Here is a 22,794-nt window from a genome sequence, read left to right on the forward strand (position 1 = left end):
TCAGATCTCCTTCAGGGAGGTGGCGACGCGATCGGCGAGGGGTTTCAGCAGATAGTTCATCAGGGTGCGGCTCTCGCCCTTGACGATCACTTCCACCGGCATGCCCGGCACCACGTGGTTATGGTGGCCGAGTTTCTTCATTTCCTCCGGCGACACCGAAATGCGCACCAGGTAATAGGGCATCCGGGTCGCGGGGTCGGTGAGGCGGTCGGCGGACACGGTGCTGACCTTGCCCTGGATCACCGGCGTGGTCTTCTGGTTGAAGGCGGAGAAGCGCAGGTCGGCATCGATGCCCACCTTGACGTGGTCGATCAGATGCACCGGCACCTGGGCCTCGACGATCAGCGGCTCGCCGCGCGGCACCAGGTCGAGGATGTGGCCGCCGGGAGCGACGATGCCGCCGACGGTGTGGATCGAGAGGGCGACCACGTAGCCATCCACCGGTGCCTTGATCTCGGTGCGGGCCAGTTCCTCCTGGGCCGCCATCAGGCGGTCGTGCTGGGCCGAGGCCTCCTTCTGGGCGTCGCCCAGCTGGGTTTCCACCTGCTTGCGGTATTCCTGCTCCTGCTGCAGGATGCGCAGCCGGATCTCGGCGTGGGCGCGTTCGGTGTCCAGCATCTTGTTGCGTGGCACATAGCCTTCCCTGGCCAGATCGCGCATCCCCTGCAACTGGGGCTCCAGGGCGGCGGCGCTCTCCCGCAGCACGGCGGCCTCCTTGCGCTGGCTGGCCCGCCGCGTGGCGAACAGCGTGGCCTGGACATCCAGGATCTCCGCCACCTGGGGATCGCGCCGGGCTTCGAGCAGGTCCTTGTCGAACTGGATCGACTCCCGGTTCAGGTATTCGGCCATCAGGCGGTTCTCCACGGCGCGGGCGCCCAGATACTGGGTGCGGATGATGCCGAGGTTGGCGCGGGCCTGGGTGGAGTTGAGCACCACCAGCACCTGGCCGGCCTTGACCTCGTCGCCCTCCCGCACCGCGATTTTCTCGACGATGCCGCCGGAGAGGTGCTGCACGGTCTTGCGCTGCGACTCCACCGAGATCACGCCGCCCGCCGGCACGCCGGAATCCAGCGGCGCCAGGAGCGCCCAGAGGAGGAAGCCGCCGAAGCCGATCAAGAGGATCAGAAGGCCCAGCCGCGCCGGCTTGTTCGGGTCGGCGTCGGGGCCGGCCGCCGCGGCAGGCGGCAACCGGGTGCCGGCGCCTTCGATCAGGACGGGAGAGGTGATGTTCTTCAGTTGCGGTTTCATGGCGGATCAGGCCGTCGCCGAGGCGGCCGACGTGGCAGGGTGGGCTTGCTGAATCTGTTGCTGGGCTTGCTGCTGCGCCTGTTGCAGCGCCCGCAACACGTCGTCGCGCGGACCGTAGAGCTGCGGCGTGCCTTCGCGCATCAGCAGCAGTTTGTCGACCACCGCCAGAACGTTGGTGCGGTGGGTGATCAGGATCACGGTCTTGCCGCGCTGCTTGAGGTCGAGCACGGCCCGCACCAGCGCCGCCTCGCCGGCGTCGTCGAGGTTGGAGTTGGGCTCGTCGAGCACCACCAGCGAAGGATCGCCATACAGCGCGCGGGCCAGGCCGACCCGCTGGCGCTGGCCGCCGGACAGCATGCCGCCGGCTTCGCCGATGGCGGTGTCGTAGCCCTTGGGCAGGCGCAGGATCATTTCATGCACGCCGGCCTTCTGCGCGGCGGCGATCACCTGCGACGAATCCACCTCGCCGAAGCGGGCGATGTTCTCGGCGATGGTGCCGTCGAACAGTTCGACGTCCTGGGGCAGGTAGCCGATCCAGGGCCCCAGTTCCACCTTGTTCCAGAGATAGACGTCCATCCCGTCCAGGCGCACCTTGCCGGCCTGGGGCGGCCAGATGCCGACCAGCAGCCGGGCCAGGGTGGATTTGCCGGAGGCGCTGGGGCCGATCACGCCCACCACTTCGCCGGCGCCGATGGCCAGGTTGACCCCTTTCAGGATCGGCGGTCCGCCCGCGGGCGCACCGGCGATCAGGTTTTCCACGTTGAGCGCGCCGTTGGGCTTGGGCAGCGACATGCCCGAGAGACGCTCGGGGAAGACGGCCAGCAGTTCGTCCAGGCGCTGATAGGCGGCGCGCGCGGAAATCAGTTGCTTCCAGGTGCCGATCGCCAGCTCCACCGGCGCCAGGGCGCGGCCCATCAGGATCGAGGCGGCGATCATCACGCCCGGTGTGACGATGTTGTCGATGGCCAGCAGCGCGCCCAGGCCCAGGATGCCGGACTGCAGGGACATGCGGCAGAACTTGGTCGCCGCGCCGATGATGCCGGCGCGGTCGCTGGCCTCGCTTTGCAGGGACAGCATGTCGTTCTGGTAGCGGGCCCAGCGGGCACGGATCTGCGGCAGCATGCCCATCGCCTGGATCACCTCGGCGTTGCGCAGGTTGCTGTTGGCGCAGTTGCCGGCGGCCATGGCGGCGCCGTTGGCCTCCGCCAGCGGCTTGCGGGTGGCGATCTCGGTGACGTAGGCCAGACTGAACAGGATCAGCGCGCCGACCAGGGAGAAAATGCCCAGCAGCGGATGGAGGAAGAACACCACCACCAGGTAGATCGGTGCCCAGGGCGCGTCGAAGAAGGCGAACAGGCCGTTGCCGGTGAGGAACTGGCGCACGTTGGCCAGGTCGCCCAGCGCCTGGCCCGGATTGCCGCCGACCTTGACCAGATTGCGCTCGAAAGCGGCGGAAAACACCCGCGGACTCAACTGGATGTCCAGGGCGGCGCCGAGCCGCACCAGCAGCTTGCTGCGGACATATTCGACCAGGCTCATCAGCACGTACAGGCCGAGCATGATCAGGGTCAGCATCAACAGGGTCATCGGACTGCGGCTGGCCAGCACCCGGTCATAGACCTGGAGCATGTAGATGGACGGCACCAGATACAGCAGGTTGATGAAGAAGCTGAACAGGCCGGCGACCCAGAAAATCCGGCGATAGCCCAGCAGGGCCGAAAGAAGCTCGGTACGAGGAGCGAGAAGTTTTTTCATCCTGGGATCATGCCGGAGCCGGACTGACAAAAGCCGGTCATTCTACTCCATGCCCCATCCACCCCCGTTCAGCTCTGTAACCGCGTGCAACCGCTCAGTGGCGCACCAGCGGGACGTCGGCAACGCCCGACGGATCGGCCTGGTCGGGCAGCGGCAGGGGCAGATCCCAGCCGGTCGTCGGCACGGTCTCGTAGAGCAGGCGGATCAGCGCGTGCAGGCCGTCGTCGGCCATGGTCAGGGTCTCGCCGTCGTCGTCGCGGTCGAGCAGGGTCAGCACGTGGCGTCCACTGGCGTCGTTGCCGTGCTTCAGGGTGACCAGCAGGCGCGGTTCGCCGATCAGCGGGATGGGCGGCACCGCCGCCAGGGACTGGCCGGCCCGCGCCTCCTGATGGCGCAGCGCCAACAGCCAGTGGCGGGCGGCATCGCTGGCGCCCGCCGCCAGACCCTGTTCCAGATGCGACCAGAGCACCGGCCAGAGCAGGCCGGTCATGCGCCGCGTCAGCCAGAAGCCGTGCCCCTGGCCGTTGATGTCCAGGCGCAGCAGCAGGCGGTCTTCGGCGGGGTCATGGCTGAGTTGCAGTTGCATCGGGGGCTGGGGGGCGTTGATCGAAACGACATTCTACCGATGCCAGCCGACGCGGTTCCCGCTGGCGACCCCCTCGGAGGGGCGAACACAGAGCTTTTCCGCCGGGCCGTCCCAAGGGAAAGCGGCACGCGGCGCCAGCCGCAACCTATCGGTGCCGCCACAGCGTTCCCCGTAACTTCGAGCGCAGCGAGCCGTATCGAACCCCCCGGAGGGGGGCGAAGGGGGGCGAGCCAAACCCGCGCTCAGCGCACCACGAACACCCGCTCGTCCTCGCCGTGCTCCAGCAGGATGCGGCGCACCCGATCCTGCCAGAGTTCGCCGAAACGCATTTGCTCGGCGGTATCGGCCTGCCCCGCCAGGCAGCGTTGCAGCAGCGGGAAAGTATCGGGATCGGCCGGCACCTGGCGCAGATCGGCGCCGACGTCGACTTGGCCGCCGCCATCCACGCGGGTGTAGCGGATTTCCAGGGGCAGTTCGGCGCCGAAGGCGAGCAGATCGCGCCGGACGAAATTCCCGGCGAGGCCCTTGAAGCCGCCCGCGCCGGCCGCCCCGGTGAGCAGGGTGACGACGGCGGCCGTCACGCCGACGACGCCGGCGTCAAGCGGGTCGGCGAAGCTCACCCGCACCCCGCCCCGCTCCGGCGTCTGCCCCGGATAGAGGGCGCGCAGCGCGCGCACCGTCATCCAGTAGGCGGCGGCCACCGTGGGACAGGAGTGGCCGGCGAGCTTGACCGCGTCGAGATAGCCGTAGTCGACCAGGCCGTCCTCCGCCGCGCCGAGGAACGCCGCCAGCGGATCGCGCAGGCGAATGCCCGGCACGGCATCGAAAAAGGCGGGATATTCCATGAGTTTCACCATCCTGAAGAAATGCGGATTGAGTCCGTTCGCACCGGGCCCTTCGGCGAGACTCGGGACAGACCCTTCGTCAAGCTCAGCCCGAACGGGCGGTGATTTACCGACAGAGCTTTTCCGCCGCGCCGCCGCAAGGAAAAGCGGCACGCGGCGGAGGCGCAACGCATCGGTGCCGCTACAGCGTTCCCCGTAACATCCGAGCGCAGCGAGCCGCATCGACCCCCCCGGAGGGGGGCGAAGGGGGGCGAGCCGTCACCCCGCCTGCTTGACGAAATCGATCACGATCGCGCCGGGTTCGCGTTGCAGGTAGCGGATGTCCACCGTGGGGCCGTAGCGGTTGGAAAGCTGATCGAGCAGGGGCAGCGGATCGTGGTCGTTGCAAAAGCGCATGGTCTCGCCGGGTTGCAGCGCGTCGAGCGCGCCGAAGATCGCGGCGTGGCGGAAGCGCTTGGCGATGCCGCGGGCGTCGAAGGGATAGATGGAATCCGGGGACAGATGCAGGTGGGCGCGGTGGACGGCTTGATTCATGGTGTGGCTCCTTGGTTGGGGATTGAGGGGTGGGTTAAAAATCGAGGTGAGATGGCGACGCGGCGGCGGGTGGGGGCGTTGCCGCGTCCTCCAGTTGCGTCGCCAGGGTTTGCAGTTGGGTCGGCGTGAGCCGGGTTTCGGCGTCCGGAAACAATTCGCGCTCCTCGAAGCGCACGTGGTCGCGCAGCGCGCCGCCGAAAGCCGCCAGGGCGGCGGCGTCGCCCGCCAGGACGAGTGCCAGGAGGCGCCGCATCCCGTCATGCTCGCGCCGGGTGCGTTCGGCCAGGGCGCCGGCGCCGGCCGCCGCCAGCAGGGGCAGCAGGGCCGCCTCCTCGGCGCGGAAATGGGGTTCCAGCTCGCGCTCGAAGCGCGCCTGCAAATCGGCCGGCGACAGGGTGCCGGCGGCGATGCGCTGGGCCAGCACCAGGGCCGTGTGGTGCTCGCGGGACAGACCGGCCAGGGCGGCGGCGCGCTTCATTGCCGGCGTCCGCGCAGCACGCTGGCGGCCATGGTGAGGATGAACAGCAGCAGCACCAGGCCGTTGGCGATGCCGCCGATCTGCGCCGATTCCGGCCGGCCGCCCAGATCGCCCGCCAGGCGCAGCAGCAGCGACAGATGCAGGGCCGCCAGCGGCAGGTAGAAGGCCGGGTGGTAGGGGATTTTCACCTTCAGCACCGCCGGGAAGATGATCGGGGCGTGGCCGAAGATCATGGAGAACACGAAGCCCAGGAACACCGCGTGGAGAAAGGCGTCGCGCAGTCCCGGCGCGGGCGCCAGGACGTCCAGCAGGCCGAACAGGCCGGCGGCCCCCAGCCAGGCGTAGCCGGAGAGCAGACAGACGGCGATGAAACGGGTCAGACCTGTCTGGCCCACGGTGGTGCGCGCGATGTCGTAGCGCAGCAGCCAGAACGCCAGGGCCAGCAGCGCCAGGGCATACAGCACGCGTCCCGGCACCGGATGGATCAGGCCGCAGGCCGCCGCCAGCGGCAGCAGCCCCGCCAGCAGCGCGAATCCGCGCCGGGCGGCCTTGGGCGTGGGCAGCAGGCGGGTCAGTTCCAGGCGCTCGCCGGCGATGGTGAGCACCAGGAAGGCCATCCACCAGGGCACGGCCAGGGTCATGTCCTGACTTTGCAGCCACACCAGATTGCCCGCCAGCCAGCACAGCGCGGCCAGCGCCAGGGTGGCGGTGAAGGGCGCGAACTGCAAACGCATCACCCACAGGCTGGCCGCGGACAGCAGCGCGGCGGCCGCCACGAAGGCGATCTGCGCCGCCAGCGGCGAGACACCCGCCAGCAAGACCAGGCCGCCCACGCCGGCGGCCAGCGGCGCCAGGTAGGCCCAGCCCCGCGCCACGGCGACGGCGCGTTCCAGGCTGATCACCGTGCCGAGGAAGGCGCAGATCATCAACGCGCCATGACCGCCGGCCCGCGCCATCACCGGCGCCGGCAGGTCGACGGCGAGCCGCGCCAGCCCCGCCAGCACGCCGAGCACCAGCGAAACCATGCCCAGCACCAGCAGGGGAACACGCAGGGGCGGCGGCAGGTTGGGCATGAAGGCGGACGAAGATCGGGTCATATGAAACAGCAAATCAATTAGTCGAGCGCAGCGAGCCAATGCCGTCACCTCCCCCGGAGAGGGGGAGGTCGGGAGGAGGCGGGCCTTCCTGCTGTTTTTCCGGCCAGCCAGCATCGTCCTTCATCGGAGTCTTTCCCGTTTGGTTCCGGTTTGACCGGTTCAAGACCCAATCAGCGCTTGCCGATTCGCACCTGCCAGACGTCGGGGCCGCTTTCCAGATAGTCCCAGGTGAACGCGTCCTTGCTTTCGGCCTGGAACTGGTAGTACAGCGGCTTCGGGTCGTGGTCGTTGACCAGCAGCAGCGCCTCTCCGGACGCCAGTGCGTGGAAGGTGTCGAAAATCAGGGGATGGCGTTCGCGCGGCGGAATCGTGCGGACGTCGATGGTCGTTTTGGTGGCTTGCAGGGTGGCTTGCTCGGCGCTCATGATGGCTCCTTTTTGGGGTTGGGGTTGGGGGTTATGGTTTATGGATCGCTCACCAGCCGAAATGCCGGCGTGCCTCGTCGCTCATCCGCGACGGGTCCCAGGGCGGGTTCCACACCAGGTTCACCTGGAGCGGAAACCCTTCCGGCAACTCGCCGCGCAAGCGCGCTTCGACCTCCTCCAGGATCATCTCGCCCATCGGGCAGGCCGGAGAAGTCATCGTCATGTCCAACTGCAAACCCGCCGGGCTCAGGTCGATGCCGTAGATCAGCCCCAGATCGACGATGTTCATCCCCACTTCCGGGTCCACCACGTCCTTCAACGCCGCGCGCAGGGCGTCGGGATGCGGAAGCGGGGCAGTCGCGGACAGGTCGGACAACGCGTCGATGGTCATGACGAATTTAAAGCTGTATTATTTATACAGCTTCAGATTATCATCGCCCCGAATCGAAAGCAATATATTTTTTGCATCTTATTGTTCGCCACCATGCGCCTGACGACTTTTTCCGACTACACGCTGCGGGTGCTGATGTATCTGGCCCTGGAGCCGGGCCATCTCGCCACCATCCCCGAGATCGCGGCGGCCTACGGCATTTCGGAAAACCACCTGATGAAAGTGGTGCATCAACTGGCCAAGAGCGGCGTGGTGACCTCGATCCGCGGCAAGGGCGGCGGCATCCGCCTGGCGCGGCCGCCCGAGGAAATCCGCCTGGGCCAGGTGGTGAGAACCAGCGAGGGCGAGGGCCCCATCGCTGAGTGCCTCTCCGGCGACCCCGACACCTGCCACATCGCCCCGGCCTGCCGCCTCTCCGGCATCCTGGTAGGGGCCTTCGACGCCCTCTATGCCTTCCTCGACCAATACACCCTGGCCGACCTGGTGGGCAACCGCCTGGCACTGGCGCCGATGCTGCTCAGCCGGATGGACGGCTGAAGCGCTGCCAAGGCATCGCGCACGGCAGAACACCCCTCCTGCGGGACGACGAAAACCGGAAGAGTACCGGAAGGTTTTGGCAGTGGGGTTCGCCGTCAAAACCAAGGGAAATCATAGGGTTGATGGTGTTTTGTGCCATCCAGAAGTCATATTTTGGGGGTTTTTTTCGGTACGAATTACCGGAAGAGTACCGGAAGCACCTGGGAACCGGGTTGTTTTACCTGATAAATATCTTATTAATCAGGTGGTTGTGATTTTGACAGATTAGTTTGCTCACTACCGGCGTAGATAACTTCACCGGTGGTACTGGTAACGATAGCTTTACCGCTGACAACACTGGCGCTACTTCGCAGTTCACGGCTGCAGATACCCTGGCTGGCGGTGCCGGCACCGACTCCCTGACCATCTACGGTACCAACACTGTGACCGTTGCCAACATGTCCGGCATCGAGAACGTGACTGTTGACAGTATGGGTGCTGGCACGACCTGGGACTTTTCCACAATCAGCGGTATCACCAGCCTGACTAACTCCCGTGCAGTGGGTGCTTCCACGGTGACCGTGGGTAATGGCGTTGGTGTGACTCTGTCCAAGAATGCCCTGAGCAGTGGTCTGCAGACTGTTAACTTTGGCTCTACGGATACCTCGGCAACGCTGACGTTGAACACTGTGGATACGTCGGGTGGCGGTAACCTGACCGAGACGGGCGCTGCTGTCACCACCCTGAACATCAAAACGACCGGCGGTGCAAGCTCTGTTGGTACGCTGACGACGGGTGCAACCACCACGACCCTGAATGTGTCGGGCGATCAAAACCTGACCATTGCTGGCACGGCAGGTGGTTTGGCCGGCGCTGCATACAAGATCGATGCAACCAACCTGACTGGCAAGCTGTCCGTCGTGACGGCTGACGCAACCGCTGCCGGTTCCGCTACTGCGCCCAGCGTGACGGTGATTGGTGGTTCTGGCAACGACACCATCGACGTTCGTGCATCCACGGCCTCCGACTACACCTCCGTATCCGCAGGTTCTGGCGACGATACCGTGAAAGTGACCAACGCTCAGATCACCGGCGATGCGACCGATGCGCTGACCGGCGGTGCGGGTACTGATACGCTCGTAATTGATTTCACCGCAACGGGTACTCAGGCAACTGATCTCAGCGGCACTGTTACCGGATTCGAAAGGATTTCGGTGCTCTCTGCTGGTGGTGCAATGACTGCAACTTTGGCAATGGCCGCCAACAAGCTCGGCATTTCTGACATTGCTTGGGATGGCAATGCTGCTGATACTTTGGTCGTGACTGGTTTGGCAGCTGCCTCCACCATTCGCGTTAACAACAGTGCTGTTGCCGTGTCTGCTCAAATCGGTACCGACACTACTGCGGACACCGTAACCTTCAACCTTGATGGCACTACCGTTACTACGCTGACTGCCACCAACTACGAGACAGTCAACCTCGTTTCGACGAAGGACAGCAGCGGCAACACCAACGCCCTGACCACGGGGACCCTGTCCTCCGCGACCACAGTGAACCTGTCGGGTGCAGGCGCTATGACCGGTGGCGCGATCACCATGGCCTCCGGTGCGACCTTCAGTGCTGCTAACTACACGGGCGACCTGACTGCCACGACCTTCGGCGCTTCCGTCAAGTCCTATGTGGGTGGCTCTGGCAAGGATCAGATTACGCTGGTGGCTGGTGACCTGAAGCAAGGCAATAGTTTTGATGGTGGTGCCGGTACCGCCGACACACTGACCGTTCAGGCCACTCAAGACCAAGACGCCGGTATTCTGGCTCTGTCAGGCTTTGAAACGGTAAGCATCACTGCTGAAGCTGGTAATGCTGATATCTTTAAGGCGGACTTCCGCAATGTAACGGGCCTTACTACCCTGAATATCATTGATGGCGGTGACAACGACAGCTTCGTGTTGAATCGTTTGAGTAGCGACACCGCTCTTACCTTCGGTGCCGGCACTACGGGTACGGTTACGACAACCATCAACAGCGGGACTTCCCAGAAGATCGGGTTCTCTGGTAACCACACTATCGGAAGTGTGGTGCTCGACTCCGGCACGACTACGCTGACCGTCACCTCCAGCAATGGCAATACGACGGCTGACGAGGCGGGTGGTGTGTTCACTTCCTTATCTGGTACATCGCTAGCCACCATCAACCTGGATGGTCTGGATCGCACCGATCTTGGTACCGTAGGTACTACGGTGACGAAGATTGACGCTTCGTCTTCGAAGGGTGGTTTGACCGTGACGGCTTCTGCTACTGCCACTACCATCATTGGCTCGCAAGCGGCTGACACCATTACCGGTGGCGGTGCTGCGGATACGATCCAAGGCGGTAAGGGAGATGACATACTGAGCGGCGGTAACGGTGCCGATAGCTATGTCTTCGAAGCTACTGCGGCTCTGAACGGTTCTGACACTATCACGATAGTTGTTGCAGACGATATTCTGAACTTTAAGAACTTCATGTCTGGTGGTTCAGTTGATCAGAATGGTGGTGCTGGCACTGCAATCGTGGCCTATGCAGCGGCCAATAACAACGATGTGAACATTACCAATAAGGTTGCGATTTTCGACACCAATGGCGCTGTACTGAACGCCGCCGGTTTGGTTGCCGAAATTCAAGGCGCAGGTAATGCATTCGCAATCACCAGCGGCGGCAAAGCCATCGTGATCACAGGTGATGCATCGGCACCTGCTAACGCAGCGAACATCTTCTTTGTGGATGACACGTTGGACGGCGTCAGCGGTACGATTAGCGCAACTGACGTTGTGGTGGTTGGTGTGACCAGCGGCAACTTCGATGTTGATACGCTGATTACCAGCAACTTTGCTTTTGCCTAATTTTTCATACAAGCCCGCGTGAACAGCCGGGCTTAAGGTAAAAGTCCATTAACCCCACCCCTCAAAAAGGGGTGGGGTTTTTTCTTGTGGGTGCAAGTCCTACCGTAAGTTGATCACAGCGAAGCGAAGCACAACTGCATGAGCACGAGAGTAAAAGGGGACAGACTGAGCTGACCCGGGCAGTGGCCCCGATTTAGGCTCCGATTTAATCTCCCAACAAAGGGGCTAGGCTCAATAACGTGCTTTTACTGGTATCCGCTTCTAGCGTACAATTGAATATATGGTCTTCGTTGAGCTTCCCATCTTCGTCCGCTGCGCCGGCGAGTTGTTCTCGGATGAGGACATGCGCGAGTTGCAGGCGACCTTGCTGGAAAACCCTGCCGCTGGAGATTTGATTCCAGGTGGGCGTGGCCTGCGAAAACTGCGCGTCCCCCTACTGGGGCGAGGGAAACGTGGCGGAGCTCGAGTGATCTACTACCACTGGGTCAGTCACGAGCAGTGCTATTTGGTCTATGCCTATGCCAAGAATGTGGCGGCTGACCTGACCAAGGAGCAACTGCGGCGATTGGTCGATGTAATCGATGCGGAGGTGAACCATGGATGACAAAAAATTTAACGAACTGCTGGAAAGTGTTCGCGACATGGGGCGCCACATGCGTGGCGAAGCTGTCGCGGGAGCAAAGGTGCGGGAGTTTCCAGAGCCCGACGTAAAGGCTATCCGGGAGCGTACGGGCTTGAGTCAGACTCGTTTTGCCTACCTGATCGGGGTCAAGCCCAAGACCCTGCAGAACTGGGAACAGCACCGGGTTCGCCCGGCAGGTCCAGCGCGTGCGCTGCTGAAGATCGTCGAGGCCAACCCCAATGCCCTGTCGGTCCTGCATGCAGCCTGACCCGGCGAGGGCGATGCCCGGCCGCTAACCAGCCAGGTTCGCCCATCCTGGGGGAAACCTCAGGGACAGCCTTTTCTTCTGTGGGCTAACCCGACATTTTCTGTGTTGGGGTCGGTTTGGCGCAATTCATCCTTGAAATGCCTAATCCATTGGATTACGCTAGACTATGTTTGAACTCCTGCACGGTGTTGCCGAACTGCCAACCTACATTCGTCTGGCCGAAAAGTTGTTGTCTGCGGGTGAACGCCAAGACCTGATCGATTATCTGGCCGGGCATCCCAAGGCCGGGGACATCATGGAAGGGATGGGTGGTGTCCACAAGCTGCGCTGGCGGCGCGGCGGGCAGGGCAAGAGCGGCGGCGTGCGTGTGATCTACTACTTCCACGATGAACGCATGCCGCTGTATCTGCTGGCGCTCTTTGCCAAGGGCGACAAGGCAAATCTGACCAAGGCTGAACGTAACGAATTGACGGGGCTGGTGGATGTACTGATCGGGATATGGAAGGAAAGGGCAACATCATGAGCAGCGCATTTGAAAGTATCAAGCAGGGTTTAAAAGAGGCTATCGCTCACGCCCAGGGTGAGACACAAGGTGTGCGGGTACATCGCCCGCGGGCCATTGATGTAAAGGCCGTCCGCGCCAAGGTAGGCATGACGCAGGAGCAGTTTGCTGCCCGTTTCGGTTTTTCGACGGCAACCCTGCGCCATTGGGAGCGGGGTGATCGTTCACCCCGAGGCCCGGCACTGGCGCTGCTCAACGTCATCGAGCATAACCCTCAGGCGGTAATTGAGGCGCTGACCAGGTAACGGCCACCTCGCCCTATCGCTGGTCAAGCTACCGCGAGAATAGGGGATGGGCTGAGCTAACCCGACTACGGGCTCGACACCCATCATGGTCGGGCCGGCAACGCTCATCGCATGGGACGGATTCGCTCAATTTGACCGCCCCTCGACCAGCGGCCTTCCATGACGTTCAGTAATGGTGCGACATGGTCGGCAAGACAAGGGGCTCGGCATGGGGACGAAATCGCTCACCGCTTGATGGGCGAGCGGTATTGGTGGACGGGGTTGGGTGAGTGACGCATTCAGATGTGTCGGCCATTCCCCAAACCCACCCCCGCCCCGGCCCTCCCTTTGAAGGGGACTGAAGGGGCCGGGTCTCCCGCCAACCGCCACGGGTACCCGATTACGTCCGCATTTTTGAAGCGACATTCGTCGCATTCGCTGCCTGGGCAGGCAATTTGCGTTAATGCAACACTCCACGAAAAAGCCGGGGGCCGGTTCGTGGAAATGCATTCAGGGGTATTGCTTTAGTTATATATTGGCCGCGCTGGACAAGCTGGGCGTCCGCGCGCGATTTATAAAAAATCGGATATTCGAAATTGACGCGGAGTGCGGTCGCCCGGATTCATATATTGATTGAAGGAGGGAAGCGATGCGTTACCAGAAAGGCAAGAAGTACATCCTGAAGGCGCTGCCGGTGCTGCTGACGGCGGCTTATTCCTGTGGCGCGGCGGCGGAAGGCGCCAAGCTGGAGGAGGTCATCGTGACCGCCCAGAAACGGGCCGAGCGTCTGCAGGACGTGCCGCTTTCGATTTCCGCCATTGGCGGCGCCCAACTGGAGACCCGCGGCATCGAGGGCGGTGCCGACATGTCCGGCCTGGCCCCCAACCTGCTGGTGGCCAAGTCGCCCACCAACGACCTGATTTCCCAGATCAGCATTCGCGGCGCCGCCACCGGCCAGCCGTCGATCCTGGTCGATCCGTCGGTCGGCATGTACATCGACGGCGTCTATGTGGCCAAGTCCCAGGGCAATCTGTCCGAAATGGTCGATCTGGAGCGCATCGAAGTGCTGCGCGGCCCGCAGGGCACCCTCTTCGGCCGCAACACGCTGGGCGGCGCGATCAACTTCATCACCCGCAAGCCCGCCGGCGTTTTCAGCGGTTCGGCGAATCTGGAAATCGGCAACTATGGTCGCCACGTGGAGCGCGTGTCGATCGATCTGCCGCGCATGGGCATTGCCAGCGTGAGTTTCGCCCTGCGCAATGAAAAGCAGGACGGCTGGCTGAAGAACGACACTGGCCGCGCCTTCGGCAACAAGGATCGCCAGGCCTTCCGCCTCTCCGCCAACTTCGATATCAGCCGCGATCTGCAGGTGGACTACAAGTACGACCACACCGAGGCCGATGAAATGCCCAGCCCGGCGACAATGTACGCACCCGACGGCGGCAGCACCCTGACGAGCGGCGCCAGCCTGACCAGCCTCGGCAATATGTATATCGGTTATGGCATGACGGCCCTGGGGAACATGTTCCTCAACGCCGCCAGCGCCGCCTCCACCTCCCGTCCAAGTTCTTTTTCGAGCGATCCGGGGCGCGAATTCTGGCAAAAGCTGAAAATCGACGGCCATGCCCTGACCGCCACCTATCAGCTCAATCCGACCAATACCCTCAAGTACATCGGTTCTTTCCGCAAGACCTATTACAGCGACCAGCTGGAACTGGACGCCACGCCCCAGCCCATCGGCTACTCGCGCCGGGACACCGACCTGAGGACCTGGTCTCATGAATTTCAGTGGATCGGCAATACCGATCGCCTGAACTATGTCGCCGGCTACTACGCTTTCAAGGAAGACGGTTTCACCTTCGGTCCGCGCAGTTTCTGGTTCGGCACGGTCAATCCGACCAACATGATCGTCAATAGCGGTGTGACCACCGAGCAGAAAGCCGTCTATGGCCAGCTGGACTGGAAGGCGACCCGCGACCTGACGCTGACCGCCGGCATTCGCCGCACCCAGGAGGACCGGGGCCTGGAGGCCAGCCAGTACATCACCAACGGTTATCTGGGGCCGGCGGTCATGAACCTTGTCGCGCCGGTTAATTACATGACCAGCTTCAGCGCCACGACGCCGACCCTCAGTGCCGTCTACAAGCTGAACGACAATGTCAATGTCTTCGCCCGTATGGCCAAGGGCTTCAAGAGCGGCGGCTGGAACGGCGAATCCACCAACCCGGCCATTCTGCGCACGCCTTATGATCCGGAGAAATCCCAGACCTTCGAGGTTGGCATGAAGAGCAGCTTCGCGGATGGTCGGGGCACGTTCAACGCCACCTACTTCCACAACAAGATCACCGACATGCAGCTGACCATGCTGCCGCCGGGCGCGCTTTCCTCCAATATTTACAATGCGGGCAAGGCCACCCAGCAAGGGATCGAGCTGGAGATGGCCTGGCAGATGGCCGACGGCTGGCGCATGACCGGCAGCTATGGCTATCTGGATGCCGAATTCGATCAGTACATGGACACGGGCATCAATCCGCCCAACGTCGGTATGCTGATCGATACGGGCAAGAACCGGGTCATGCCCTATGCGCCCAAGCACACCCTGAACCTGAACGTCGACGGCCGCCTGGCCAAGACCGCCTGGGGTACGCTGCGGGTCATCGCCGACTACACCTACATGTCCGAGCGTTATCTGTACGCGGCCAACGAGAGCGTCACTTCGCCCATCGCGGGTAGCGGGAGCTTTGCTTCCGTCTCGGAAATGCCGGCGATCGGCATGGTCAACGCGCGCCTGCTGCTGGCCAACATCCCCGTCGGCGGTCCCGGTGCGGCCGAGGCCTCCTTCTGGGTTAAGAACCTGACCGACGAGAAGAAAATCATGAACGGCATCGACTTCTCCATCTTCCGTACCGTAGCCTGGGCCCCGCCCCGGACTTATGGCGTTTCCTTCGGCTATAAGTGGTAAGCAAAAAGAGCGGACATGATCCGCTCCTGCTTTGCTTGAGGGCCGGCTTTGTCGGCCCTTTCAGTTACACATCAGAACCGGCGGACCGGCTTGCCCGGCCGCCGGTTTGTTTTTCCGCAGTCCGGCCGCGTCGCCGGCGCCGCCGTGAGGCGCCGGCCCGGCGGCTATAATCATTCAGGGATCTCCTCCGGCGTGAAACCAAAAGCGGATGGTCCGGTCACATACTCTGATCCTCAACTTTCAGGAGCATCGCGGTCATGAGCTACAACGACGTCATCGTCCAGAACACCACCGCCGCCGCCCAGCAACACCGGGTGCTGCGCAATACCTACGCCCTGCTGGCGCTTTCGATGGTGCCCACGGTGCTGGGCGCGCTGCTGGGCACCAGCATCGGCGCGTCATTGATGGTCGGCAGCCCCATCCTCAGCCTGCTGTTGTTCCTGGGCGTCGCCTGGGGTCTGATGATCGGCATCGAGAAGACCAAGAACAGCGGCATGGGCGTGGTCCTGCTGCTGGCCTTCACCTTCTTCATGGGCCTGATGATGGGCCCGCTGCTGCGCCACGCGCTGGGCTTCTCCAACGGCGGCACCCTGATCGCCCTGGCGGCGGGCGGCACCGGCGCGATCTTCCTCACCCTGGCCGGCATCGCCACCACCAGCAAGCGCGATTTCAGCAAGATGGGCACCTTCCTGATGGCGGGCGTGGTCCTGATCCTGGTGGCCGCCATCGCCAACGCCTTCCTGCATCTGCCGGCGCTGACCCTGGCGATCTCCGCGGCCGCCGTGCTGGTGTTCTCGGCGCTGATCCTGTTCGACATCCAGCGCATCGTCCAGGGCGGCGAGACCAACTACATCACCGCCACCCTGGCCGTGTATCTGGACGTCTACAACATCTTCGTCAGCCTGCTGCAACTGCTGATGGCCTTCGGCGGCGAGCGCGACTGATTTCCACTCCTTCCTTGCCCGCGGCTTCCCTGGTGCGGGCATGAGGCGCTTGCAGAAGGTTCCCTCTCCCCCCCTTGCGGGAGAGGGAGAGGGCGATGGATATTTTTCCGACCGCCTGGTCGCCTGGCATCGCCGCCACGGCCGTCACGATCTGCCCTGGCAGAACACCCGCGACCCCTATCGGGTCTGGCTCTCGGAAATCATGCTGCAGCAGACCCAGGTGGCGACGGTGATCCCCTATTACCGGCGTTTCCTGGAGCGCTTCCCGACGCTCGCCGCGCTGGCGGCCGCGCCGGTGGAGGAGGTGATGGCGCTGTGGAGCGGCCTGGGCTACTACGCCCGGGCGCGCAACCTCCATGCCTGCGCGCGGGCCGTGATGGAAACGCACGGCGGCCGCTTCCCGGCCGCGCCCGAGGCGATCGCCGAACTGCCGGGCATCGGCCGTTCCACCGCCAATGCCATCGCCACCTTCTGTTTCGATGCCCGCGCGCCGATCCTCGACGGCAACGTCAAGCGGGTCTTCGCCCGCTGCTTCGGCATCGAGGGCTTCCCCGGCACGCCGGCGGTGGAGCGGGAACTCTGGACCCTGGCCGAGTCCCTGATGCCGCCGCGCCAGGACGGCGAGGGTGGGCCGTGTGGGAATTACATCCAGGCGCAGATGGACCTGGGCGCCACGGTCTGCACCCGCGCCAAGCCGCGCTGCGAAGCCTGTCCGTTGGCGGAGATCTGCGTCGCCCGCAGCACCGGCCGCCAGGCCGAACTGCCTGTCGCCCGGCCGCGCAAGGCCCTGCCGGAACGGGAGGCGATCGTGCTGCTGCTGGTCGATCAGGGCCGGGTGCTGCTGGAGCAGCGCCCCCCTAGCGGCATCTGGGGCGGACTGCTGTCGCTGCCGGAACTGCCGGCCGGCGCCGATCCCGCGCAATACGCGCTGGACGCTTTTGGTTGCCTGGCCGAGGACTGGGAGGAACTGCCGGGCCTGGTGCATACCTTCACCCATTTCCGCCTGCACCTGACGCCCCTACGCACCCGGGTCCGGCTGTTGCCGCAGGCGCGGGAACAGGGAGCGCGCTGGCTGGATCCTGGGCAGTTGGATGACGCGCCTCTGCCGACACCCATCCGCCGCATTCTGGTGGGATTCGGGCGGTGAAGGCGGGTCACTTCGCCATGGCGGCCAGCCGGTCCTTCAGATCTGGGGGCGCGAAGAACACATAGGCGTTTCCCTGCTTGGCTTTCTCCAGCAGCCCCAGTTCGTGCAGCGTCAGCAAGTCGCTGCGGGCGGTCTGGTAGACCACGTTGTGGGAGCGCTGGTGGGCATCGACCCGATAACCCTCGCCGGTGTTGCGCAGTGCATGGGTCAGCAGGGCAACCTGCCGATGATTGAAGCGGGTACGGAGCGCTGGCGAGGCGGCGAGCATCCGTTCCGTTTCCTTCTGCTCCTGGGTTTTCCGGCCCAGGTATTCATGCAGCGCCACGATGGCCCGTCGGATCGTGGTGAGCTGATGCAGCAGGAAATAGGTGGTGTCGTTCCCGTCCGTCTCGGTGTGCAGGTAGGCTCGCATGTAGCGGGACGGGGCGCGGCGCAGGATGTGGCTGATCGATGTGTATTCCATCAGCCAGTAGCCGCTGCGGGCCATGGACCAGTAGAACAGCGCCCGGGCGGTGCGGCCGTTCCCATCCACGAAGGGGTGGTCGTAGCCGATCATGAAATGCAGCAGGATCGCCCGCAGCACGGGATGAACGAAGGGCAGGGAAGTTTCATCCGCGTTGGCGAAAGCGCAAAGCCGCTCCAGGCGTTCGGGAAGCTCCTGATGGTCGGGCGGGACATGGACGATGGCGTCATCGCGCTGGTCGACGACATGGACATCGTCGGATTGGCGCAGGCGGCCGGCCTCCTCGGGATTTTCCAGCGTGTCTGTGGTGAGTATGCGATGCAGCTCCAGGATGTGCTCCGGCGTCAGGGCTTCATGCTTCAGGGTGCGCAGGTGTTCCATCGCCCGGTAATTGTTGAAGATCATCCTCTCGCTGTGGTCAGCGGGTTTCCGGCCCGTGCGCAGCATCGCTGCCGCGATTTGCCGCGTGGTGGAGGCCCCTTCAAGTTGACTGGAGGTGATGGCCTCCTCGATCAGGGAACTCATCAGGTAGCGGTTCGGGTCTTCCCGCAGGGGTTCCCCCGCCGTGCTGCGAATCTGCCCGGCGGCATCCCGGTCGATGTGATGGAGATCGATGAGTACCGGACTGGGCGTGGCAAAGCGGAAGGGCAGCCCCTGTTTGTCGAGCAAGGGTAGGTTCTGCATCAGGGCGGCCCGGGAGATGGTTACCGTGGCCCACCACTCATCCCGGGACAGCCCCGGGGGCGGATCCCGGTAGCGCATTTCGTCCCAGTGGAGATAGCGCCCCTTGGGCAGAGGTGTCGTGTTCTGGAAAACTACCTGAATCCGCTCTGGATCGAGGCGCTCGAGGATTTGCCGGAGATCCGGGGCTGGTTCTGGAAGCCTCATTTGTGTACTAATTTCACAATTGATTAGTAGAAATTAGTATAGGGGCCAGATAGTAATAATGTCTACTAATCTATAGAAGTATTAGTAGATATTGCCATGGGAAAGATGAGTCCAGAATAACTACGCTCTGCCCCAGCGGGGCATCAGGGCATGGGGCACGTCCAACTGGTCGAGAATGCGGGCGACGACGAAATCCACCACGCCCGCGACATCCTGCGGATGGTGATAGAAGCCGGGGCTGGGCGGCAGGATCACGGCGCCGGCGCGGGACAGGCGCAGCATGTTCTCCAACTGGATGGTCGACAGCGGGGTTTCCCGCGGCACCAGGATCAGTTTCCGGCCTTCCTTCAGCACCACGTCGGCGGCGCGGGTGGTGAGGTCGGACGCCATGCCGGCGGCCACCTCGGCCAGCGTGCCCATGGTGCAGGGGCAGATCACGTAGGCGTCGGGCGGATTGGAGCCCGAGGCGAGCGGCGCGTTCCAGTCGTCGCGGCCGAACACCGCGAGCTGGTCCTCGGCGGCGCCGAAGCGCTCGGCGAAATACCGCCGCGCCTCGCGCGGCTGGCTGGGCAGCACCAGGTTCATCTCCTGCTTGGCGACGATCTGGGCGGCCTGCGAATAGACCAGCCAGACCCGCACGCCGGCGGAAAGCAGGCATTCGAGCAGGCGCACGCCATAGGGCATGCCGGAGGCGCCGGTGAAGGCGAGGGCGACGGTTTTCATGCAGAGTTTTCCCGCAACAGGGCGGCGGCCACGAGGCCGTTGACGATACCGAAGATCAAGGCCGCGGTGGTGAATACCGGCACCAGATAGAACACCCCGTTGTGCGGCACCAGCCAGAACCGGGCCAGCAGCACCTGGCCGCCGATATGGGCGAAGGCGCCCACCAGGCTCAGGGTCACCGGCCCGAAGACACGGCGCGGCAGATGGGCGGCCAGCGCCAGGGCACCCAGGCTCAGCAGCGCGCCGGTGAGGCTGAGGAAGAAGCCGGGGGCGAGGAACTGGCCCATCAGCAGGCTGCCGGCGAACACCCGCAGCAGGGCCACCCAGGCCGCCTCGCGCCAGCCGTGACGCAGCAGCACCAGCAGCACCACGATGTTCGCCAGGCCCGGCTTTACGCCCGGCAGCGGCAGCGGGATCGCCGCCTCGGCCACGGTCAGCGCGATCGCCGCGGCGGCGTAGCGGGCCACGCGCCGGTCGTCGGGCGTGACCGGGAGTTCGAGCGGGCGATCAGTAGGCGAGCGAGTCATGGCCGGCGTCGCGCCCGGTGAGGGTGAGGCTGACGTGGTTGGGGGCGCAGATCGCCACCGCGCCGGGACGGCTCAGCCAGCCCTGTTTGACGCAGTACTGGCGCGGGCCGGGGTCGGACAGCACGCGGACCCGGCCCGGCTGCACTTCGACCACGGTTTCGCCCAGCGGTCCGGCGACGACGATTTTTTTCGCCGTCGTCAGCGGCAGTTGCGCCACCGCCTGGCCGTCCTTGCGCACCACCACCGCATCCGCCGTGCCGCCCCGCCACAGCAGGGGAAAGGAGGCGACCACCAGCAGCAGCGCGCACGAGGCGGTCAGCCAGTCCCCCGGCCGCAGCAACGACAGCCAGTCGGCGGGGCTGGTGGGGAGACTGGTGGGAGATGGTTTCTTATGACTCAAGTTTATTGACCTGCGCTCCCCCGACAGAGCTTTTCCGCCGCGCCGCATTTCCCACGATGGGGAAAAGCGGCACGCGGCGCCAGCCGCAACCTATCGGTGGGTGCTGCCACAGCGCTCCCCGTAACTTCGAGCGCAGCGAGCAGTATCGAACCCCCCGGCGGGGGGCGAAGGGGGGAGAGTTTCCTCATCCGGCCAGGGTGCGGTGGCGCACCAGCACCCGGGCCTGGTCGCGGAAGCGGGCCGCCAGCCAGTCGGCGAAATACACCGAGCGGTGCTGGCCGCCGGTGCAGCCGATGGCCACGGTCAGGTAGGCGCGGTTGTCGCGCACGTAGGCCGGCAGCCAGTCGGCGACGAAGCGGCGGATGTCCTCGGCCATCCTGCCCACCTCGGGCTGCGCTTCGAGAAAACCGATCACCGCCGCGTCGCGGCCGGTGAGCGGCCTGAGCCGCGGGTCGTAATGGGGATTGGGCAGACAGCGCACGTCGAACACCAGGTCGGCGTCCAGCGGCAGGCCGTGCTTGAAGCCGAAGGAGGCGAACAGCAGCGTCAAACCGCTACCGGCGTCCAGGTCGGCCAGGTCCTTGATGAACTGGCGCAGCGCGTTGGGCCGCAACTGACTGGTGTCCAGGCGGTGGCCGAGGATGGAGACGGTCTCCAGGGCCTCGCGTTCGCGCGCGATGGCTTCGGCCAGGGTCATGTCGCCCTGGGCCAGGGGATGGGTGCGGCGGGTTTCCGAAAAACGCTGGATCAGCACGTCGTCGCGCGCATCGAGGAACACCAGCCGCACTTCCACCCCGCCCATGGCCTCCAGGTCGCGCAACTGCTTGGGCAGCGCGGCGATGCTGCGCCCGCCGCGCATGTCCATCGCCACCGCCACCCGGGTGTAGTCCTCGGCCTGGAGCTGGCCCACCAACTGCGGCAGCAGCGGCGCCGGCAGGTTGTCCACGCAGTAGTAGCCGGAATCCTCCAGCATGTTCAAGGCCACGCTCTTGCCCGAGCCGGACAGGCCGCTGATCAGGATCAACCGCACGACGCGCTTTCCTCCGCCGGCGGTCTGAGCGCGCCGTCATCGACGCGGCCGGGTTCGATCAGCGGGCGGCCGCAGCCCTGGCACCGGCCCGACAGCGGGTCGGGTTCGCAGATGCCGATGCATTCGTATTCCATCGTGTGCTCTTCATCCATTGCGGGCGTTCCTTGCCTGCCGCCGCCGCGCCACGGCCTCCAGGATGCGCAGGCGCTCTTCGTCGCTGGCCTCGCCCCAGGCCATGATCTCGTCCAGGGTGCGCAGGCAGCCCAGGCAGACCAGGGTCTCGTCGTCCAGGCAGCACTGGCGCACGCAAGGGGATTGCACTCTCAGAAGCCTCCGCGCTTGAGCCATTTTTCCAGTTGGGGCAGACGATCGACGCCGAAGAAGGGTTCTCCGTCCACCACGAAATAAGGGGAGCCGAACACGCCGCGCGCGATCGCGCTTTCGGTCTCCGCCCGCAAGCGCTCCTTCACCGCCGGCTCGGCCAGCGCGGCTTCCAGCCGGGCCGGAGCCACGCCCAGTTCCTCGCCCACGGCGAGCACCGTGTCGGTCTCGCCGATGTTCCGGCCGCCGATGAAATAGGCCCGATACAGGGCGTGGGCCAGGCGCCGCGCGGCGGCGTCATCCTCTCCTTGCAGCCAGTAGCAGGCGCGGGCCGCGGCCTGGGTGGCGACGGGGAAAACGGCCGGCATGGCGAAGGGCAGGCCGTGGAAGCGCGCCGAACGGGCGAAGTCGCGCAGCGCATAGGCGCCCTTCATGGGCTGATGCACCAGGGGCTGGGAGCCGGTAGCCTTGAACACCGCACCCAGCAGGATGGGCCGCCATGCCACCGAGCGGCCGTGGGCCGCGGCCAGATCGTCGATCAGCTCGCTGGCCAGGTAGCCGTAGGGGGAGGAAAAGTCGAAATAGAATTCGACGGGAGCGTCGGCAGTCTTCATGGGTCGTCACGGTGCGGCGTCCGGAGATTGTAAGGGTGGAATGCCCGCCCTGCGCAGCCGGCCGCGCAGGGCGTCCATCTGCTCCAGTAGATCGGCCACCAGCGCCGCCAGTTCCGGCTCGGCCTCGAAATCGCGTTCCACTTCGCGCATCCGGCGCGCGCGCAGCAGGCCGGCGGCGGAAAGCCGCCAGTGGCCCGCCACGTTCTCGGCGCCGGTCAGCAGTCCTTCGTCGATCCGGCACAGCAGCCATTCCAGCTCCACCGGGCAGATCACCGCCGCCAGTTCCAGGGGCAGCCAGTCGTCTTCGATGGGATGGCCGGTCAGGATTGCGTCGTCTTGCAT

The 22,794-nt window shown here is 64.5% G+C and carries 27 protein-coding genes; 9 read left to right on the forward strand and 18 right to left on the reverse strand.

All coding sequences use genetic code 11. The features are described 5' to 3' along the window. The 9 genes from B9N43_RS12815 to B9N43_RS12855 form a co-directional block, all read right to left on the reverse strand. Positions 1–1,248: an HlyD family type I secretion periplasmic adaptor subunit gene (locus B9N43_RS12815; RefSeq protein ID WP_145842571.1), complete on the reverse strand. Its 1,248-nt coding sequence runs from the start codon at positions 1,246–1,248 to the stop codon at positions 1–3. Between the two features lie 6 nt (positions 1,249–1,254). Beyond that, positions 1,255–3,003 carry a type I secretion system permease/ATPase gene (locus B9N43_RS12820; protein ID WP_145842572.1) on the reverse strand — a complete coding sequence of 583 codons (1,749 nt, stop codon included), beginning with the start codon at positions 3,001–3,003 and terminating at the stop codon, positions 1,255–1,257. Between the two features lie 94 nt (positions 3,004–3,097). Continuing rightward, positions 3,098–3,589 (reverse strand): hypothetical protein, encoded by a 492-nt coding sequence (locus B9N43_RS12825; RefSeq protein WP_145842573.1) that lies wholly within the window; start codon positions 3,587–3,589, stop codon positions 3,098–3,100. Between the two features lie 242 nt (positions 3,590–3,831). Then, positions 3,832–4,434, reverse strand: a complete 603-nt coding sequence (locus tag B9N43_RS12830; RefSeq protein ID WP_145842574.1) for a hypothetical protein — start codon at positions 4,432–4,434, stop codon at positions 3,832–3,834. Between the two features lie 258 nt (positions 4,435–4,692). Then, the gene (locus tag B9N43_RS12835; protein ID WP_145842575.1) at positions 4,693–4,968 is read right to left on the reverse strand and encodes a DUF2249 domain-containing protein; all 276 of its coding nucleotides are present in this window, start codon (positions 4,966–4,968) and stop codon (positions 4,693–4,695) included. Positions 4,969–5,002: 34 nt separating this feature from the next. Continuing rightward, positions 5,003–5,446, reverse strand: coding sequence for a hemerythrin domain-containing protein (locus B9N43_RS12840; protein WP_145842576.1), 444 nt, complete (start codon positions 5,444–5,446; stop codon positions 5,003–5,005). Further along, a complete protein-coding gene (locus B9N43_RS12845) occupies positions 5,443–6,543 on the reverse strand; it encodes a hypothetical protein (RefSeq protein WP_261379326.1) in 1,101 nt (366 codons plus the stop codon). The genes B9N43_RS12840 and B9N43_RS12845 overlap by 4 nt, the downstream gene beginning before the upstream one ends. A 170-nt stretch (positions 6,544–6,713) precedes the next feature. After that, positions 6,714–6,968, reverse strand: coding sequence for a DUF2249 domain-containing protein (locus B9N43_RS12850; RefSeq protein WP_145842577.1), 255 nt, complete (start codon positions 6,966–6,968; stop codon positions 6,714–6,716). A 49-nt stretch (positions 6,969–7,017) separates the two neighbouring features. Beyond that, entirely contained in the window at positions 7,018–7,359 is a 342-nt protein-coding gene (locus B9N43_RS12855; RefSeq protein WP_145842579.1) for a metal-sulfur cluster assembly factor, read from the reverse strand. Between the two features lie 93 nt (positions 7,360–7,452). On the opposite strand from B9N43_RS12855, the gene B9N43_RS12860 reads away from it, so the two are divergent. The 9 genes from B9N43_RS12860 (at position 7,453) to mutY (ending at position 17,486) form a co-directional block, all read left to right on the forward strand. Next, positions 7,453–7,896: an RrF2 family transcriptional regulator gene (locus tag B9N43_RS12860; protein WP_145842580.1), complete on the forward strand. Its 444-nt coding sequence runs from the start codon at positions 7,453–7,455 to the stop codon at positions 7,894–7,896. A gap of 269 nt (positions 7,897–8,165) precedes the next feature. Further along, entirely contained in the window at positions 8,166–10,757 is a 2,592-nt protein-coding gene (locus B9N43_RS12865; RefSeq protein WP_145842581.1) for a beta strand repeat-containing protein, read from the forward strand. A gap of 280 nt (positions 10,758–11,037) precedes the next feature. Then, a complete protein-coding gene (locus B9N43_RS12870) occupies positions 11,038–11,361 on the forward strand; it encodes a type II toxin-antitoxin system RelE/ParE family toxin (protein WP_145842582.1) in 324 nt (107 codons plus the stop codon). Then, on the forward strand, positions 11,354–11,647 hold the full coding sequence (locus B9N43_RS12875) for a helix-turn-helix domain-containing protein (protein ID WP_145842583.1): 294 nt from the start codon (positions 11,354–11,356) through the stop codon (positions 11,645–11,647). The genes B9N43_RS12870 and B9N43_RS12875 overlap by 8 nt, the downstream gene beginning before the upstream one ends. Before the next feature lie 166 nt (positions 11,648–11,813). After that, positions 11,814–12,170, forward strand: coding sequence for a type II toxin-antitoxin system RelE/ParE family toxin (locus tag B9N43_RS12880; RefSeq protein ID WP_145842584.1), 357 nt, complete (start codon positions 11,814–11,816; stop codon positions 12,168–12,170). After that, positions 12,167–12,454 (forward strand): NadS family protein, encoded by a 288-nt coding sequence (gene nadS, locus B9N43_RS12885; protein WP_145842585.1) that lies wholly within the window; start codon positions 12,167–12,169, stop codon positions 12,452–12,454. The genes B9N43_RS12880 and nadS overlap by 4 nt, the downstream gene beginning before the upstream one ends. A gap of 628 nt (positions 12,455–13,082) precedes the next feature. Continuing rightward, entirely contained in the window at positions 13,083–15,395 is a 2,313-nt protein-coding gene (locus tag B9N43_RS12890; RefSeq protein WP_145842586.1) for a TonB-dependent receptor, read from the forward strand. Between the two features lie 257 nt (positions 15,396–15,652). Beyond that, positions 15,653–16,339, forward strand: coding sequence for a Bax inhibitor-1/YccA family protein (locus B9N43_RS12895; protein ID WP_145842588.1), 687 nt, complete (start codon positions 15,653–15,655; stop codon positions 16,337–16,339). 40 nt (positions 16,340–16,379) lie between these two features. After that, complete coding sequence (gene mutY / locus B9N43_RS12900; RefSeq protein ID WP_145842589.1) at positions 16,380–17,486, forward strand: A/G-specific adenine glycosylase; 1,107 nt, start codon at positions 16,380–16,382, stop codon at positions 17,484–17,486. A gap of 7 nt (positions 17,487–17,493) precedes the next feature. On the opposite strand, the gene B9N43_RS12905 is transcribed toward mutY, so the two are convergent. From B9N43_RS12905 to B9N43_RS12945, 9 genes are all read right to left on the reverse strand, one after another. Continuing rightward, positions 17,494–18,837, reverse strand: coding sequence for a Fic family protein (locus B9N43_RS12905; protein ID WP_145842590.1), 1,344 nt, complete (start codon positions 18,835–18,837; stop codon positions 17,494–17,496). Between the two features lie 120 nt (positions 18,838–18,957). Next, on the reverse strand, positions 18,958–19,560 hold the full coding sequence (locus B9N43_RS12910) for a flavin prenyltransferase UbiX (protein WP_145842591.1): 603 nt from the start codon (positions 19,558–19,560) through the stop codon (positions 18,958–18,960). Next, the gene (locus B9N43_RS12915; RefSeq protein WP_145842592.1) at positions 19,557–20,087 is read right to left on the reverse strand and encodes a Gx transporter family protein; all 531 of its coding nucleotides are present in this window, start codon (positions 20,085–20,087) and stop codon (positions 19,557–19,559) included. The genes B9N43_RS12910 and B9N43_RS12915 overlap by 4 nt, the downstream gene beginning before the upstream one ends. Further along, on the reverse strand, positions 20,068–20,487 hold the full coding sequence (locus B9N43_RS12920) for a NusG domain II-containing protein (RefSeq protein WP_261379327.1): 420 nt from the start codon (positions 20,485–20,487) through the stop codon (positions 20,068–20,070). The genes B9N43_RS12915 and B9N43_RS12920 overlap by 20 nt, the downstream gene beginning before the upstream one ends. Positions 20,488–20,671: 184 nt before the next feature. Then, entirely contained in the window at positions 20,672–21,517 is an 846-nt protein-coding gene (gene rapZ, locus B9N43_RS12925) for an RNase adapter RapZ (RefSeq protein ID WP_145842594.1), read from the reverse strand. Further along, the gene (locus tag B9N43_RS12930) at positions 21,508–21,669 is read right to left on the reverse strand and encodes a DUF1289 domain-containing protein (RefSeq protein WP_145842595.1); all 162 of its coding nucleotides are present in this window, start codon (positions 21,667–21,669) and stop codon (positions 21,508–21,510) included. Before B9N43_RS12930 ends, rapZ begins: the two co-directional genes overlap by 10 nt. Then, a complete protein-coding gene (locus B9N43_RS12935) occupies positions 21,662–21,838 on the reverse strand; it encodes a DUF1289 domain-containing protein (protein ID WP_261379328.1) in 177 nt (58 codons plus the stop codon). Before B9N43_RS12935 ends, B9N43_RS12930 begins: the two co-directional genes overlap by 8 nt. Before the next feature lie 2 nt (positions 21,839–21,840). Beyond that, positions 21,841–22,452: a 2-hydroxychromene-2-carboxylate isomerase gene (locus B9N43_RS12940; protein WP_145842598.1), complete on the reverse strand. Its 612-nt coding sequence runs from the start codon at positions 22,450–22,452 to the stop codon at positions 21,841–21,843. A gap of 6 nt (positions 22,453–22,458) precedes the next feature. Next, positions 22,459–22,794, reverse strand: coding sequence for a MerR family transcriptional regulator (locus B9N43_RS12945; RefSeq protein WP_145842599.1), 336 nt, complete (start codon positions 22,792–22,794; stop codon positions 22,459–22,461).

Source organism: Denitratisoma sp. DHT3 (genome assembly GCF_007833355.1).
GTDB lineage: Bacteria > Pseudomonadota > Gammaproteobacteria > Burkholderiales > Rhodocyclaceae > Denitratisoma.

Coding starts and splice junctions, on each gene's coding strand:
- B9N43_RS12845 (WP_261379326.1), bottom strand. CDS start 6,543: ATGACCCGATCTTCGTCCGCCTTCATGCCCAACCTGCCGCCGCCCCTG.
- B9N43_RS12830 (WP_145842574.1), bottom strand. CDS start 4,434: ATGGAATATCCCGCCTTTTTCGATGCCGTGCCGGGCATTCGCCTGCGC.
- B9N43_RS12915 (WP_145842592.1), bottom strand. CDS start 20,087: ATGACTCGCTCGCCTACTGATCGCCCGCTCGAACTCCCGGTCACGCCC.
- B9N43_RS12875 (WP_145842583.1), top strand. CDS start 11,354: ATGGATGACAAAAAATTTAACGAACTGCTGGAAAGTGTTCGCGACATG.
- B9N43_RS12860 (WP_145842580.1), top strand. CDS start 7,453: ATGCGCCTGACGACTTTTTCCGACTACACGCTGCGGGTGCTGATGTAT.
- mutY (WP_145842589.1), top strand. CDS start 16,380: ATGAGGCGCTTGCAGAAGGTTCCCTCTCCCCCCCTTGCGGGAGAGGGA.
- B9N43_RS12820 (WP_145842572.1), bottom strand. CDS start 3,003: ATGAAAAAACTTCTCGCTCCTCGTACCGAGCTTCTTTCGGCCCTGCTG.
- B9N43_RS12945 (WP_145842599.1), bottom strand. CDS start 22,794: ATGCAAGACGACGCAATCCTGACCGGCCATCCCATCGAAGACGACTGG.
- B9N43_RS12870 (WP_145842582.1), top strand. CDS start 11,038: ATGGTCTTCGTTGAGCTTCCCATCTTCGTCCGCTGCGCCGGCGAGTTG.
- B9N43_RS12895 (WP_145842588.1), top strand. CDS start 15,653: ATGAGCTACAACGACGTCATCGTCCAGAACACCACCGCCGCCGCCCAG.
- nadS (WP_145842585.1), top strand. CDS start 12,167: ATGAGCAGCGCATTTGAAAGTATCAAGCAGGGTTTAAAAGAGGCTATC.
- B9N43_RS12910 (WP_145842591.1), bottom strand. CDS start 19,560: ATGAAAACCGTCGCCCTCGCCTTCACCGGCGCCTCCGGCATGCCCTAT.
- B9N43_RS12850 (WP_145842577.1), bottom strand. CDS start 6,968: ATGAGCGCCGAGCAAGCCACCCTGCAAGCCACCAAAACGACCATCGAC.
- B9N43_RS12840 (WP_145842576.1), bottom strand. CDS start 5,446: ATGAAGCGCGCCGCCGCCCTGGCCGGTCTGTCCCGCGAGCACCACACG.
- B9N43_RS12835 (WP_145842575.1), bottom strand. CDS start 4,968: ATGAATCAAGCCGTCCACCGCGCCCACCTGCATCTGTCCCCGGATTCC.
- B9N43_RS12815 (WP_145842571.1), bottom strand. CDS start 1,248: ATGAAACCGCAACTGAAGAACATCACCTCTCCCGTCCTGATCGAAGGC.
- B9N43_RS12825 (WP_145842573.1), bottom strand. CDS start 3,589: ATGCAACTGCAACTCAGCCATGACCCCGCCGAAGACCGCCTGCTGCTG.
- B9N43_RS12880 (WP_145842584.1), top strand. CDS start 11,814: ATGTTTGAACTCCTGCACGGTGTTGCCGAACTGCCAACCTACATTCGT.
- B9N43_RS12890 (WP_145842586.1), top strand. CDS start 13,083: ATGCGTTACCAGAAAGGCAAGAAGTACATCCTGAAGGCGCTGCCGGTG.
- B9N43_RS12905 (WP_145842590.1), bottom strand. CDS start 18,837: ATGAGGCTTCCAGAACCAGCCCCGGATCTCCGGCAAATCCTCGAGCGC.
- B9N43_RS12930 (WP_145842595.1), bottom strand. CDS start 21,669: ATGGATGAAGAGCACACGATGGAATACGAATGCATCGGCATCTGCGAA.
- B9N43_RS12855 (WP_145842579.1), bottom strand. CDS start 7,359: ATGACCATCGACGCGTTGTCCGACCTGTCCGCGACTGCCCCGCTTCCG.
- B9N43_RS12940 (WP_145842598.1), bottom strand. CDS start 22,452: ATGAAGACTGCCGACGCTCCCGTCGAATTCTATTTCGACTTTTCCTCC.